We start from the raw sequence: 14,082 nt of genomic DNA, 5'->3' as shown, positions 1-14,082 counted from the left end.
GGGCAGTAACAGGACCCCCATTGTGATGCCTGGCCCGGAACCGGCCAAGGCACGCCGCAGCACGCCCGTACAATGGCGGCCTACCGCCACACAGGTCACCGCACATGCAGATCCGCAGCGAACGTCCCGGCGACGCCGACGCCATCCATGCCCTCACCCGCAACGCGTTCGCCGATGCGCCGTACAGCAGCCACACCGAGCAGTACATCGTCGATGCGCTGCGCAATGCCGGTGCGTTGGCGGTGTCGCTGGTAGCGGTGGACGCCGACGGCATCGTGGGGCATGTGGCGTTGTCGCCGGTGGAACTCAGTGATGGCAGCCAGGGCTGGTATGGGCTGGGGCCGATTTCAGTGGCGCCGGGGCGGCAGGGTGAAGGCGTGGGCAGTGCGTTGATGCGGGCCGCGATGGAGGCGCTGGACGCGCTGGGTGCCGCCGGTTGCGTGCTGCTGGGCGATCCGGGTTACTACGGCCGGTTCGGGTTCCAGGCCGAACCGCGGCTGCGGCTGGCCGGGGTGCCGGCGGCGTATTTCCAGGCGCGGTTGTTGCGCGGGGAGTGGCCGGATGCGGAGGTTGAGTATCACGCAGCGTTTGGGGCCACTGGCTGACGGGGGCGGTGCGTGGGCCGGCCAACGGCCGGCGCTACGGTTTCTGGATCCTGCCGGAAACCCGGGCGTTACCCTTCCTTGATCTGCCGGAAACCGGTAGTGCCAGCCATTGGCCGGCCCATGCGGTGTCAGCGCTACCCGTACGATGGCCGCTCGGGCTGGATTGATGCGATGCAGCATATGGTGACCAACGTCGTCGATCTAGGCGGAAACGGCGCGTGCCGGTACCCTGATGCACTGATCCAGCAGTTGCGCAGTGACACGTCGCGCGCGATTCCCAGGCAACCGCCGCCGGCTCCGGCCGGGACGGCACTACCCACGAGTTACGCATCACCATGAGCGAAGAGACCACTGCCCTGCCCCCGCGTGAAGCCATGGAGTTCGATGTGGTGATCGTCGGCGCCGGCCCGGCCGGCCTGGCCACCGCGATCCGCCTGCGCCAGCGCGCCATCGAGGCCGGCCGCGAACTGTCGGTGTGCGTGCTGGAAAAGGGCTCCGAGCCCGGCGCCCACATCCTGTCCGGCGCGATCATGGATACCCGTGCGCTGACCGAACTGTTCCCGGACTGGGCCGAACGCGGCGCGCCGCTGAAGCAGAAGGTCACCCGCGACGAATTCCTGTTCCTCAGCCCCGACAGCGCGCGCAGCACCCCGCATGTGCTGCTGCCGGAGTGCTTCCACAACGAAGGCAACTACATCATCAGCCTGGGCGAGGTCACCCGCTGGCTGGCGCAGCAGGCCGAGGCGCTGGAAGTGGCGATCTTCCCCGGCTTTGCCGCCGCCGAAGTGCTGTACGACGAGAACGGCGCGGTGATGGGCGTGGCCACCGGCGACATGGGCATCCGCAAGGATGGTTCGCACGGCCCCAACTTCGAACGCGGCATGGAACTGCATGCCAGGTACACGATCTTCGCCGAAGGCTCGCGCGGCCACCTCGGCCGCCAGCTGATCGCCCGCTACCAGCTCGATGCCGGCAAGGACCCACAGGCCTACGGGATCGGCATCAAGGAGCTGTGGCAGATCGACCCGGCCAAGCACGAGCCGGGCCTGGTCGTGCACACCGCCGGCTGGCCGCTGGACAGCGACACCTACGGTGGCTCGTTCCTGTACCACGCCGACGGCGGCAAGGTCGCGGTCGGTTTCGTGGTGGGGCTGGACTACCGCAACCCGTGGATGAGCCCGTTCGAAGAGTTCCAGCGCTTCAAGACCCATCCGGCGATCCGCGGGCACCTGGAAGGCGGCAAGCGCATCGCCTACGGCGCGCGCGCGATCACCGCCGGTGGCCTGTTGTCGCTGCCCAAAACCGTGTTCCCGGGCGGCGCGCTGGTCGGCTGCGAAGCCGGCTACCTCAACGCCAGCCGCATCAAGGGCAGCCACGCGGCGATCAAGACCGGCATGCTGGCCGCCGATGCCGCCTTCGACGCACTGGCCGCCGGCCGCCAGCGCGATGAGCTGAGCGCCTACCCGGCCGCCTTCGACAGCAGTTGGCTGCACGACGAACTGAAGCAGTCCAAGAACTTCAAGCAGTGGTTCAAGAAGGGCCGCAGCGTCGCCACGCTGATGACCGGCATCGAGCAGTGGCTGCTGCCCAGGCTGGGCATCCGCAACCCGCCGTGGACGCTGCGCCACAGCAAGGCCGACCACGAGTGCCTGGAACCGGCGTCGCAGCACACCAAGATCGTGTACCCCAAGCCGGACAACGTGCTCACCTTCGACCGGCTCAGCTCGGTGTTCCTGAGCAGCACCAACCACGAGGAAGACCAGCCCTCGCACCTGACGCTGAAGGACGCCAGCGTGCCGGTGCGGGTCAACCTGGCCGAGTACGCCGGGCCGGAAGCGCGCTACTGCCCGGCCGGGGTGTACGAATTCGTCGGCAGCGAAGGCCACGGGCAGCTGCAGATCAACGCGCAGAACTGCGTGCACTGCAAGACCTGCGACATCAAGGATCCCACCCAGAACATCGTGTGGGTGACCCCGCAGGGCGGCGGCGGGCCGAACTACCCCGCGATGTAAGGAGCAACCGCGGTAATCATTCGTCCAGGCTGACCAGATACACCTGCAACGCATCTTCGAACGCGCGGATCTCCTCGGTACTCGCGGCCACGCCCTGCTCGGGAATCCGCTGCATCAGGGCGCGTGCCTGCATGGCCAATGCCTCGGCACCCAGCGTACCCAGCCCGCCGACGATGCGGTGCAGGACTTCCACCACCGTGTTGCTGTCGCCCTGCTGGCGTGCTTCCAGCCCACGCTGCAGGTCGTCGGTGGTGGCCTGGCGCATGCTGTCGATCAGCACGGCGGCCACGTGTTCGGAGCCGAAGCGGCGCACGATGGCCGCACGCGTGGGGGCGGCGGCGGGGGCCGCCGGTTCCACCGGCGGCGTGCCATCGCGGGCGAGCCGCTCGTTGGCGTCATCCGTGGGCAACCACCGGCGCAGCGCCTGGCGCAGCGTGGCCAGGGCCACCGGCTTGGCCAGCAGATCATCCATGCCGGCCTCGCGGCAGCGCTGCACGTCTTCGGCCAGCGCGCTGGCGGTGAGCGCCAGCACCGGCATGCGCTGGCCGCTGCCGCGTTCGCGCTCGCGGATGCGGCGGGTAAGCGTGTAGCCGTCCATCACCGGCATGCGGCAATCGGTGATGATCAGATCGAAGCTGGTCGCGTCCAGCAACGCCAGCGCCGCTTCGCCGTCCACCGCCAGCTCATGCTGCAGGCCGAGCTGCTGCAGCCGCCAGCGCATCAGCGCCTGGTTGGTCGGGTGGTCTTCCACCACCAGCACGCGCCGCCGCGCCTGGCCCGGCGGCAGCGGCTCCACCTCGCCGCCAGGGCGCTGTTCGTCGCGCACGGTTTCCTCACCCGGCACCAGTGGCAAGCTCAACAACACGTCCACGCGCGTGCCCTCACCAGGCACGCTGTGCATCTCCAGCCGGCCGCGCATCAATCCCACCAGTCGCTGGCAGATGCTCAACCCCAGTCCTGTGCCACCGTAATGACGGGTGATCGCGACGTCGGCCTGGGCAAACGGCTTGAACAGCCGCTCGCGCTGCTCGGGTGAAATGCCGATGCCCGTGTCGGTCACGGTCAGCCGCAGCGCCTGCGCCTGCTCGTCATCGCGGTCCACACGCAACGCAATCCCGACCGACCCCTGGTTGGTGAACTTGATGGCATTGCTGAGCAGGTTGAATACGATCTGGCGCAGGCGCATGCCATCGACCAGGTGCTGCGGCGCCACCGCCGGATCGACCTCCAGGCTGAGCGACAGGCCCTTGCTGGACGCCTGCGGCGACAGCAGCTGCTGCACGTTGTCGAGGAGCGTGCGCAGCACGACCGGCTGCGGCTCCAGCGGCAGTGCACCGGCTTCAATGCGGGAGTAATCGAGAATGTCATCCAGGATCTGGCGCAGCATCTGCGCCGAGTCTTCGATGACCGCGATGATGCGCCGCTGTTCGCCATCCAGTCCGGTGTGCGACAGCGCTTCCACCATGCCCAGCACGCCGCTCATCGGCGTGCGGATCTCGTGGCTCATGGTCGCCAGGAAGTTGGATTTTGCCGCGGTGGCGCGTTCAGCATCGAATTTGGCGGCGGCCAATGCATCGGCCTGCGCGCGCGCTTCGGTAACATCCACCCAGTAGCCGCTCCACAGCACCGCCCCGTCGGCGGCCGCATAGGGCAGCGCGCGTGTGCGCACCCAGCGAATCACACCATGCGGGCTGGTGCGGAACTCCATGTCCAGCGCGGAAAAATCACGTGCGGCCTCGGTCAATGCACGGTTGACCGCCTCGCGGTCGCGCGGATCGATCTGGTCGACAAGGCGCATTTCGTCGGCGACCACCTCGGCGGTACTGACCCCGAACATCGACTGCAGGTCGCCGGTGATGTACGGGAACGTGACCCGTCCGTCGCTGTCGCGGCGGGCCTGGTAGACGATCGCCGGCAGATTGTCGGTCACCTCCACCAGGCGCTGTTCCAGCCGCCGCCGCATGCCGACCTCGCGGCGCAGCCGCCAATAGCCCCAGCCATGAACAACGATGCCGGTGAGCAGCACCAGCGACAACGGCACCGCCCAACGCGCGACCGAACGCCAGTCCAGCCCGGTGCGATATTCGGCCAGCAGCCAGTCGCCACGGATGGCGGTATGCTCGCGCGGGGTGAGGTTGGTCAACACGCGGTCGAAGGTGGTGGCCAGCGGCGCGTACTGGCGCTTGACCGCCAGCGACAGCTGGTCGCTGAACCCGGCCGGCGCGGCCACGTGCAGCGTGGCCGGGTACAGCTCGCGCACCACGCGGTCGACCATGGCCAGGTTGCCCACGTACGCATCGGCGTCGCCATTGGCCAAGCGCGACAACGCCTGCTCCACGCCGCGTGCCGGCACGATCCGCGCCTTGGGTGCGTACTGCAGGATGTAGCCGCGCAGGCGCTCGGGGTCGGAAAGCAGGATGCTGCGCCCGTCCAGGTCGCCCAGGCCCAGCACCGAACGGCTGTTGTTCGGGGTGACGATGACGTTGGGCACGCTGATGAACGGCTGGCTGAACACCCAGTCATCGCCAAGGTAATGCGCATCATTGGGCATGCCCATCACCACATCGACATCGCCACGGCGCATCTGCTCGCGCACCTCGAACCAGTCGTGCGCCGGCACCCGGTTCAACTGCGCGCCGACCATCCGCAGCTGGCGCAGGTAGTCGCCCGCCACGCCGCTGGGTTCTCCAGCCGCATCGATGAACGACAGCGGCGCCCCGGCCGGCGCATACCCCATGCGCAGCGGCGTGGCCAGCACCCGGCGTTCGGCTTCGCCCAGGATCAGGCGTGACTGCGCCGACCACTGCAACGGCGGCAGCCAGCGCTTGTACAGCGCCTCACGCTGCGCGGCGGTCACCGTGGAAAGCGCGCTGTCGAGCGCTTCTGCCAGCGGCTGGCGTGCATTGGGCACGCCAAAGTGGAGGCGCTCGGGCGGCAGGTCGCTGGGCCGAAGCAGGGCAATACCGTCGATGTCCTGCTGGCGGATCAGGGTGCTGGCAACGTGCGCGTTGCCGATGTACACATCGGCCTTGCCCTGGGCCACCATCGACAGCGCTGCGCGGGTGTTGGCCGCCGTCACCTGCCGGGCGGCGGGAAAGCGTGCCCGCACCTGGGTGCTGGTGAGGAATTCCTGCTCGGTCACCACCCGCAGTCCGGCCAGGTCAGGGTCGGTCGAGGTCCGTGTATCGCCGATCCGGCCCACCAGCGCCAACGGCGCATCGGCATAGGATCCGGTGTAGACCATGCAGCGGGTCCGATCCGGGGTCAGGGTGATGTTCATCACCACGTCGACCTCACCCCGGCATGCCGCATCCAGCACGTCGGCCCAATCGCGATACACCCGGACCTTCACACGCACCCCAAGCTGGCGGGTCAACAGCACCAGATAGTCGTAGCCCAGTCCGTCCGGCCGACCGTTCTGCATGAATTCAAATGGTGGCCAGCCGCTGTCGTACAGGCCCAGTAAGATGGTAGGGTTCCGATCGATCCATTCAGCCTGGCGCGGTGAGAGCGACGGTGCAGGCGCAGGTGCCGCAATGGCGGCGGCGCCCAGCGCGATCACCAGGCCCAGCACGGCCAGCCAGCGGACAACCGAGGTACGCATGCTGTCTGTTCTCCCAGGAGTGATCCGCCCACCGCGACGTGCCCCGAGGGGCCGCTGCCTTACCGGCAATACTATTCCATGAGCTTGCGCATAATCATCGCCGACGACCACCCCGTGGTCCGGATCGGCACCAAATCCGTGATTGAATCCAGTGGCGTGGGCCACGTGGTGGCCGAAGCCAGCAGCGTGGATGAGCTTCTGGCCGCTTTGAAGAAGGAAAAATGCGACGTACTCGTCACCGATTACTCCATGCCCGGCAGCGCGCAGCCTGACGGTTTTGCCATGATCGGGCAGGTCCGCCGTCACTATCCGGACCTGCCGGTACTCATGTTGAGCGTCTCCAACAACCTGGCGATCCTGCGCATGGTGGTCGGAACCGGCGTGCTGGGGTTGGTCGACAAGACCTCTTCGATGGAGGAGCTGCCGGTCGCCATCCAGACGGTGTACCGCGGCCAGCCTTACGTGAGCCGCACGCTCAAGAACCGCATCGACAAGATCGGAACGCAGGGCATGAGCAACGACCGCGCACGGAGCTTGTCTCCGCGCGAGGTGGAAGTGCTGCGCCTGCTTGGCAGCGGCCTGATCGTCAAGGAAATCGCTGCCAAGCTGCACAAAAGCGTGAGCACCATCAGCCGGCAGAAGGGCGACGCGATGCTCAAGCTGGGTCTGGACAAGGATGCGGACCTGTTCGATTACATAAAACACAACCCTTTTTCCTGAACATGCTGTTTGCATGACGCATACCGATCACCGCGTGCAGGGCCTGGACAACGACGACATCGCCGCGGACTGGCCGGCGATCAGCGACACCGAACTGGCCTGGCTGCGCGGGCACTACCCGGCGCTTGATGGAGACTGCCGCGCGCTGTGGCACAGCCCGCGGCCGTTTTCAGCGGCCGCACTGGTGCAGTGCGGGCCACGGCGTTGTTTCGTCAAGCGCCACCATTGCAGCGTGCGCACGGCCGATATGCTGGCCGAAGAACATCGCTTCATCGCGCATCTTGCCGCTGCCGGGTTGCCGGTGGTGAAGGTGCTGCACGCCCATGACGGTGCCAGCGCGATCGAGCACGGCAGCTGGACCTATGAACTGCACGCCGAAGGCGACGGCCATGACCTGTACCGCGACAGCCCGTCATGGACACCGCTGGGCGATACCGCGCAGGCGCGCGCGGCAGGCGCCATGCTGGCCCGCGTGCATCTGGCGGCGGCCGGTTACCACGCCCCCCAGCGCAGCACGCACCTGCTGGTGGCCCGCGATGACCTGATCCGTGCCCACGATCCCGTGGCGCTGCTGAAGCGCGACCTGGCTGGCCGCCCGGGGCTGGCCACCTACCTGTCCAGGCAGCACTGGGAACACGACCTGCAACGCACGGTGCTGCCCTGGCACGTGGCACTGGTCGACCGGCTGGCCGCCGAACCGGTGCTGTGGGGCCACAACGACTGGCACAGCTCCAACCTGCTCTGGCAGGGGCAGGGCCCGGAGGCGACGATCAGCACCATCTTCGATTTCGGCCTGGCCTCGCCGACCAGCGCGCTGTTCGACCTGGCCACCGCGATCGAACGCAACGCCATCGCGTGGCTGGAGGGCGGCAGTGCCGGCCCGGTGGCGCATGCCGGTATCGCGCTGGCGCTGCTGGCCGGCTACCGCCAGGTGCGCGCGCTGTCGGCCGCCCAGGTGCACCTGCTGGCCGACCTGCTGCCCATCGTGCACCTGGACTTTGCGCTGTCGGAAATCGAGTACTTCCAAGGGGTTACCGGCTCCCCGGCGAATGCCGACGTGGCCTGGCATACCTTCCTGCTGGGCCACGCAGACTGGTTCGCCAGCCGCCCGGGCCGGGCCCTGCTGGATGTCCTGCACGCCGCTGCCTGAACCGGCGGGGTCGCCACGGCGGGCAATTGGTGTGAAAATGACCGCTGAAGCGGGGGTGCCTGGCGTTGCCAGGCTGAGAGAGTCCCTTGGAACCTGATCCGGTTTGCACCGGCGTAGGGAGCTTGGAGCAGCGAGCGCACCGTCCTTCCAGGCCGGTGCGCGTGCGCGCCGTCGCTTCGTCTCCTTTGGCTGATGACGAATCGAATGAACCGCTGCTACCGCCTCACGCTGTTGACCGCCGCCCTCTGCGCCGCCCTGCCGCTTTACGCCAGTGAAGCCGGTACGGCGGCAGGCGAGCGTTCGCCCACCGACCTGGCCGGCATCCGCGTGCAGGCGCGCAAACCCGCCGCGCCGCTGGCATCGTCGAGCAGTTTCGGCAGCGCCGACTGGAAGAACACCCCGGCCTCGGTCAACGTGCTCGACAGCGCGTTCCTGGACCGCCTGCAGGTGCGCACCCTGTCCGAGCTGGCCCGGCATGACGCCTCCCTGGGCGACAGCTACGCCCCGGTGGGCTATTACCAGAACATCGCCATCCGCGGCTTCGCGCTGGACCCGGCTACCGGCTACCGCTTCAACGGGTTGTCCATCGCCGGCGAACAGCGGCTGGCGCTGGAGAACGTGCAGCAGGTGGAAATCCTCAAGGGCGAAGCGGGTCTTGCCGCCGGCGTGCTGGCGCCGGGCGGGATCATCAACTATGTCGGCAAGCGCCCGGCCGATGTCCGCAACCTCACCCTGGCCACCGATTCGGAAGGCTCGCGCTACGCGGCGGTCGACGTCGGCGGCTGGCTCACCCCGCGCTTCGGGCTGCGCTTCAACGCCGCGTGGGATGACACGTCCTCCTACATCGAACATGCCGATGGGCGGCGCAACTTCTATTCACTGGCCGCCGACTGGCTGATCGGCGAACACGGCAAGCTGGAAGTGGATGCCAACTACCAGACCAGCGCGCAGCGCTCGGCGTCCGGTTACCAGCTGCTGGGCGGCAGCGAACTGCCGCGCGGCGTGGACCGCAGCCGCATGCTTGGCCACCAGCCGTGGCAGCAGCCGGTGGGCATCGGCAGCACCAACCTCACCGCGCTGCATACCTACGACTTCAGCCCTGCCTGGCAGTCGCGCGTGTCGGTGGGCCACAGCCGCTCGGTGATCCAGGACAACGTCGCCTTCGCCTACGGTTGCTATTACGCCGCCGGCTGCGCCGATGGCAGCGTGCCGGGCAACTACTTCGCGCCCAACGGCGACTACGACATCTACGATTACCGCAGCCCCGACGACACCCGCCGCAACGATGAGGCGCGCGGCGAGCTGCGCGGCCGCTTGTCCACCGGCGCGGTCGAACACGAACTGTCGGTCGGCCTGAGTGCATTCCACCGCACCGTGGACAAGCGCCAGAACGTCAACGAGTACGTGGGCACCGCCAACATCGCCGACGCACAGGTCCCCGTGTTCGATCCCTCGCCGCTGCAGCCGGGTCCGTCCGCACGCCGGCTGGACAGCTGGCAGCGCGCGGTGTTCGCACTGGACCGCATGCATTTCGGCGATGACTGGCAGTGGCTGGCCGGCGGCCGTTACGTGCGCCTTGATGAGCGCGCCTACGACAAGCGCGGCACTCCCGAGCGGCACAACCGCCTGTCGCGGTTCCTGCCGCAGACCGCGCTGGTGTGGCAGGCCACCGACCAGATCAACGTCTACGCCAGTTACGTGGAAGGCCTGTCGCTGGGCCAGGAAGCGCCGTTCTGGACCTCCAACGGCAGCACCTTCCTGCCGGCCCTGCAATCGCGCCAGCGCGAGCTGGGCGTCAAATACGCCGCCACCGATGGCCTGATGCTGGGCGCGGCAGTGTTCCGCACCACCCAGCCGTTCCAGTACGCCAAGCCGGACGACAGCGATGCCGGCTTCACCTTCGTGCAGGAAGGCACCCAGGCCCACACCGGGCTGGAGCTGACCGCCAATGGCCAGGTCACCGACCGGCTGGCGCTGACCGCCAGCGCCAGCCTGCTGCAGGCGCGCGCCCGCGATGCCGGCACCGCGTTCTACGATGGCCAGCAGCTGGTCAACGTGCCCAAGGTGCGCGCTGCGGTGCATGTGGATTACGCCCTGCCGTTCGTTTCCGGGCTGTCCGTGAGCGGTGGCTGGCGCTATGCCTCGTCCAACGCGGCCACGGTGGATGGCAGCGTCAAGGCACCGTCGTATTCGGTATTCGATGCGGGCGTGCGCTTCCAGCATGCACTGGGCGAACACCCGGTGACCTGGACCCTGTCGGTGGACAACGTGTTCGACCGCTTCTACTGGCGTGACACCGGCAGCAGCTACGGCGACTACTACCTGTTCGCCGGCGCACCGCGCCAGGCACGCCTGTCGGTCACCTTCGGGCTGTGAGTGCGACCCTGCTCGAATGGACCGCCGTTGCCGCCAGCCTGCTTGGTGTATGGCTGATGGCGCAACGGCGCATGCTGGCCTGGCCGGTGGGCCTGCTCGCGGTGGGCCTGTATGCGGTGGTGTTCATCGAAGCGCGGCTGTATTCGGACACCCTGCTGCAGGTCGCCTTCGGGGCCTTCCTGCTGTACGGCTGGCTGAGCTGGCACCGCCATGCCGAACAGGACGGCGCGATCGTGATCGTGCCGCTGCCGCGCCGGCGGCTGCTGCGCGACCTGGGCGTGGGCATCGTGTTCGGCGTGGCGTTGGGCGCGGCCATGCACAGCTGGACCGATGCCGCGCTGCCGTGGCTGGATGCGATGCTGGCCGCGCTGAGCCTGGTGGCGCAGTGGTGGCAGGCACGCCGCCATGTGGCCACGTGGTGGCTGTGGATCGTGGTGGACGTGGTCTACGTGGGCATGTACCTGGCCAAGTCGCTGGATGTCACCGCCGGGCTGTACCTGGTGTTCGTCGGCCTGGCCGTGATGGGCCTGCGCGCGTGGTCGGCGGCAGGCCATGCAGGGGCTGCACTGAAACCGCGCTAGGCTTGCGCGGATGAACCAGACCCCTGAACTGCTGCGCCGGCTGCTGCGGGCCAAGGACCATATGGACCGCGCCCCGCACGAAGCGTGGCCGGTCGCACGGCTGGCCCAGGTCAGCGCGGTGTCGGAGGCCTACTTCGCCCGCCAGTTCCGCCAGGCCTTCGGGCTGCCGCCGCACCGCTACCTGCTTACCCGGCGCATCGAACGCGCGGTGGCGCTGTGCCGCGACACCGACCTGCCGATCACCGACATCGCGCTGCAGACCGGCTGGAGCAGCCTGGGTACGTTCGGGCGGATCTTCCGCGACATTACCGGGCAGAGCCCGGGCCAGCTGCGCGCCAGCCTCGCCGTTGGCACGGCCGCACAGGCGCCGGAGTGCATCGCGCGCGCGGCCAGCCGGCCCGATCTCAAGACCTCAGTTTCGGAGAAGCGGCTGGGCGGCGGGACCGGTAAAAAGGAGCCATCAACAACGGAGGTCCCATGAACCAGGGTATTGAAACGGTCGGCCTGTACGTGCGCGACCAGGATGAAGCACTCGCGTTCTACGTCGGCAAGCTGGGCTTTGTGGTGCACACCGATGCCGGTAACGGCGATTACCGCTGGCTCACCGTGCAGCACCCCGACCAGCCCGGCTTCCAGCTGGGCCTGTTCCGGCCCGGCCCGCCGGTACACGACGCTGCCACTGCGCAGGCGCTCAATGCCCTGGTGGCCAAAGGGGCGATGCCGCCGCTGGTGCTGACCGTGGCCGACTGCAAGGCGACCTACGAACGCCTGAGCGCGGCCGGCGTGGAGTTCATGCAGGAGCCGGTGGCACGCTATGGCACGGTGGATGCCGGCTTCCGCGATCCATCCGGCAATGGCTGGAAACTGATCGAACGCGCCGCCAAGGGCGGCGCGTAATCCCTCAGTCGAGCAGGAAGCGCATCGCCTCGGTGCCCAGTGCCGGGTCGGTGCTGCCCGGCCGGCCGTCTTCGATGCGGCCGGCCAGCCGCTGCATCACACCGGGCTGGCGGACCTCCAGGTCATACCAGTTGGCGGTTGCGCCGGCATTCCAGCGAAGGTCCAGCGCCTGCCCCGGCGCCAGCTGCAGCTCACGTTCCGGCATGTGGCCTGGGTAAGCGCCGCCGCGCACGGTGATCGCCTGCACGCTGGATGTGGTGTTCCGCAGCTGCAGGAGCAGCTGGTCGCCGTCGCCGCGCACTGAAGCCTGCATCGGTGCACCGGCGTTGGCCTCGCCACGGAACTGGCGGTGGAAGCCGTTCGGGCCCAGCAACCACAGGTCGTAACCTTCCTGTGCATGTATCGGCCAGTGGTCCCGCAGGGGAGCATCGGGCGCTACCGTGTAGCGACGGGGAATGGCATCCAGGCGGAGCCGGTCGTAGACATGCAGTACCGCTGCTGCACCTTCGCAGCCCAGGGTCAGCTGCACGTTCGTGCGGTCTGCATCCACCGCGACATCCGCCCGGGGGCGATAGGGCAACGCGCGCGCCGGGCGTACCCCCGCTTCCTGCTTCGCCGGTTCAAGGTCTGCCGGCAGCGCCGGCACCGTGCGCCCCGGCAGTGCCGCCGCACGCGCGGCCACGGCAACCGTCGCCGGCAGCGACGCCATGAACGGCCGCGTATCGGATGCAGCAAAATCGAAGGCACCGGTCAGATCGCCACTCACCGCGCGCCGCCACGGCGACAGGTCGGGGGCGGCCACGCCGAAGCGGCGCTCGATCAGGCGGATCACCGAGGTGTGGTCGTACACCTGCGAATCCACCCAACCCCCGCGGCTCCAGGGGGAAATGACGTACAACGGCACGCGCGGGCCCAGCCCATAGGGCCGGCCACGCAGATCGATCGGATCGGCCTTCTCGTTGCCCGGCGAAGGATGCAGGTGGTATTCACCGTCGGTGGACACCGCCGAAGTACCCGCCCAGCCCCCCGCTGCGGCGGGATCGCGCGATGGCGGCGCGGGCGGCGGCACGTGGTCGAAGAAGCCGTCGTTCTCGTCGAACATCAGCAGCAGCGCGGTGCGGCTCCACACCTCCGGATCCGCCGTCAGCGCATCCAGCACGCGCGCGGTGTAGGCCGCGCCCTGCGCAGGGCTGGACGGCCCGGGATGTTCGCTGCCGGCGGCATCGGCAATGATGAAACTCACCTGCGGCAGCTGCCCGTTCAACACATCCTCGCGCAGCTGCGCCAGGCCACGCGTGCTGACCCCACGCTCGCGCAGTGCCACGTCATGGCCGGACGCGCCGCGCCAGGCCTGGCGGAACGGTTCGAAGCCGGCCAACGGGTTGTCGGTGAAGTTGTCGGCCATGTCCTGGTAGATCCGCCAGTGGATACCCGCTTGCTGCAGGCGCTCGACATAAGTGGTCCAGGTGTAGGAATCGGGGTTGCCGCCGAGCTCCGGGAAATTGTCATGCGAGTTGGCTACCGCCGGGCCGCCGCCGCGTGCGTGTGGATCGTTGTGACCGGTCCACAGGAACAGCCGGTTCGGATTGGTACCGGCCTGCATCGCACAGTGGTAGGCATCGCACACGGTGAACGCTTCGGCCAGCGCGAACTGGAAGGGCATGTCATCGCGGCGGTAGTAGCCCATCGCGTGGTCCTGCTTGGCCGCCGGCCAGTGCACCATGCGCCCGTGGTCCCACGCGCGCTGCGCATCGGGCCAGGTGTGCGGGGTGCCTTCCACGCGCATGTAGCCGAAGTGTGCGGCGGTATCCAGCGGGAACGGCGCGATGCCGTGGGTGCCGGCTGCGTTGGGCTGCAGCCACACGTTGCGGCGTGGCTGCCCGGCCGCCAACGGGGCGGCCGGGACCACGAAGCGATCACCGAAGCCGCGCACGCCGGGCAGCGTGCCGAAGTAGTGGTCGAAGGAGCGGTTCTCCTGCATGAACACCACGATGTGCTGCACGTCTTCCAGGCTGCGGCTGCGCGCATGCGGGGCGATCGCCGCCGCCCGCGCGATGCTGGGCATGAGCGCCGCCAGGCCACCGGCCAGCCCGGCCTGCAGCAGCCGGCGCCGGCCGCTGTCGGCCACGGGCGGGCG

The 14,082-nt window shown here is 68.4% G+C and carries 10 protein-coding genes and 1 riboswitch; of the genes, 8 read left to right on the top strand and 2 right to left on the bottom strand.

Features of this window, described 5'->3' with window-relative positions; all coding sequences use genetic code 11:
• Positions 1 to 104 precede the first annotated feature (104 nt).
• Together WIX41_RS10020 and WIX41_RS10015 are read left to right on the top strand one after the other, a co-directional pair.
• Complete coding sequence (locus WIX41_RS10020; RefSeq protein WP_339447132.1) at positions 105 to 605, top strand: GNAT family N-acetyltransferase; 501 nt, start codon at positions 105 to 107, stop codon at positions 603 to 605.
• A gap of 335 nt (positions 606 to 940) precedes the next feature.
• On the top strand, positions 941 to 2,617 hold the full coding sequence (locus WIX41_RS10015) for an electron transfer flavoprotein-ubiquinone oxidoreductase (protein WP_339447130.1): 1,677 nt from the start codon (positions 941 to 943) through the stop codon (positions 2,615 to 2,617).
• Between the two features lie 16 nt (positions 2,618 to 2,633).
• On the opposite strand, the gene WIX41_RS10010 is transcribed toward WIX41_RS10015, so the two are convergent.
• Positions 2,634 to 6,221, bottom strand: a complete 3,588-nt coding sequence (locus WIX41_RS10010; RefSeq protein WP_339447128.1) for an ATP-binding protein — start codon at positions 6,219 to 6,221, stop codon at positions 2,634 to 2,636.
• Between the two features lie 78 nt (positions 6,222 to 6,299).
• Here WIX41_RS10010 and WIX41_RS10005 point away from each other — a divergent pair, with 78 nt between their 5' ends.
• The 6 genes from WIX41_RS10005 to WIX41_RS09980 all read left to right on the top strand — a co-directional run bounded on the left by WIX41_RS10005 (position 6,300) and on the right by WIX41_RS09980 (position 11,945).
• Positions 6,300 to 6,941, top strand: a complete 642-nt coding sequence (locus tag WIX41_RS10005; RefSeq protein WP_339447126.1) for a response regulator — start codon at positions 6,300 to 6,302, stop codon at positions 6,939 to 6,941.
• 13 nt (positions 6,942 to 6,954) lie between these two features.
• Positions 6,955 to 8,091, top strand: coding sequence for a phosphotransferase enzyme family protein (locus WIX41_RS10000; protein ID WP_339447124.1), 1,137 nt, complete (start codon positions 6,955 to 6,957; stop codon positions 8,089 to 8,091).
• 41 nt (positions 8,092 to 8,132) lie between these two features.
• Positions 8,133 to 8,228: riboswitch (TPP riboswitch) on the top strand.
• A 67-nt stretch (positions 8,229 to 8,295) separates the two neighbouring features.
• On the top strand, positions 8,296 to 10,467 hold the full coding sequence (locus WIX41_RS09995) for a TonB-dependent siderophore receptor (RefSeq protein WP_339447122.1): 2,172 nt from the start codon (positions 8,296 to 8,298) through the stop codon (positions 10,465 to 10,467).
• A gap of 8 nt (positions 10,468 to 10,475) precedes the next feature.
• Positions 10,476 to 11,048: a nicotinamide riboside transporter PnuC gene (gene pnuC / locus WIX41_RS09990; RefSeq protein ID WP_409187485.1), complete on the top strand. Its 573-nt coding sequence runs from the start codon at positions 10,476 to 10,478 to the stop codon at positions 11,046 to 11,048.
• A 10-nt stretch (positions 11,049 to 11,058) separates the two neighbouring features.
• Positions 11,059 to 11,529, top strand: coding sequence for a helix-turn-helix transcriptional regulator (locus WIX41_RS09985; protein WP_339447118.1), 471 nt, complete (start codon positions 11,059 to 11,061; stop codon positions 11,527 to 11,529).
• Positions 11,526 to 11,945, top strand: a complete 420-nt coding sequence (locus tag WIX41_RS09980; protein WP_339447116.1) for a VOC family protein — start codon at positions 11,526 to 11,528, stop codon at positions 11,943 to 11,945. Before WIX41_RS09985 ends, WIX41_RS09980 begins: the two co-directional genes overlap by 4 nt.
• A gap of 4 nt (positions 11,946 to 11,949) precedes the next feature.
• Here WIX41_RS09980 and WIX41_RS09975 read toward each other — a convergent pair whose 3' ends face one another.
• Complete coding sequence (locus tag WIX41_RS09975; protein ID WP_409187484.1) at positions 11,950 to 14,073, bottom strand: phosphocholine-specific phospholipase C; 2,124 nt, start codon at positions 14,071 to 14,073, stop codon at positions 11,950 to 11,952.
• Positions 14,074 to 14,082: the final 9 nt, after the last annotated feature.

The sequence above is a fragment of the Stenotrophomonas sp. AB1(2024) genome (genome assembly GCF_037482345.1).
Taxonomy (GTDB): domain Bacteria; phylum Pseudomonadota; class Gammaproteobacteria; order Xanthomonadales; family Xanthomonadaceae; genus Stenotrophomonas.
This window is presented reverse-complemented; position numbering and strand designations above follow the sequence as displayed.

Bases quoted from the DNA above. Each gene is read 5' to 3' on its own strand.
- WIX41_RS10020 (WP_339447132.1), top strand. From the start codon at position 105: ATGCAGATCCGCAGCGAACGTCCCGGCGACGCCGACGCCATCCATGCC.
- WIX41_RS10015 (WP_339447130.1), top strand. From the start codon at position 941: ATGAGCGAAGAGACCACTGCCCTGCCCCCGCGTGAAGCCATGGAGTTC.
- WIX41_RS10010 (WP_339447128.1), bottom strand. From the start codon at position 6,221: ATGCGTACCTCGGTTGTCCGCTGGCTGGCCGTGCTGGGCCTGGTGATC.
- WIX41_RS10005 (WP_339447126.1), top strand. From the start codon at position 6,300: ATGAGCTTGCGCATAATCATCGCCGACGACCACCCCGTGGTCCGGATC.
- WIX41_RS10000 (WP_339447124.1), top strand. From the start codon at position 6,955: ATGACGCATACCGATCACCGCGTGCAGGGCCTGGACAACGACGACATC.
- WIX41_RS09995 (WP_339447122.1), top strand. From the start codon at position 8,296: ATGAACCGCTGCTACCGCCTCACGCTGTTGACCGCCGCCCTCTGCGCC.
- WIX41_RS09985 (WP_339447118.1), top strand. From the start codon at position 11,059: ATGAACCAGACCCCTGAACTGCTGCGCCGGCTGCTGCGGGCCAAGGAC.
- WIX41_RS09980 (WP_339447116.1), top strand. From the start codon at position 11,526: ATGAACCAGGGTATTGAAACGGTCGGCCTGTACGTGCGCGACCAGGAT.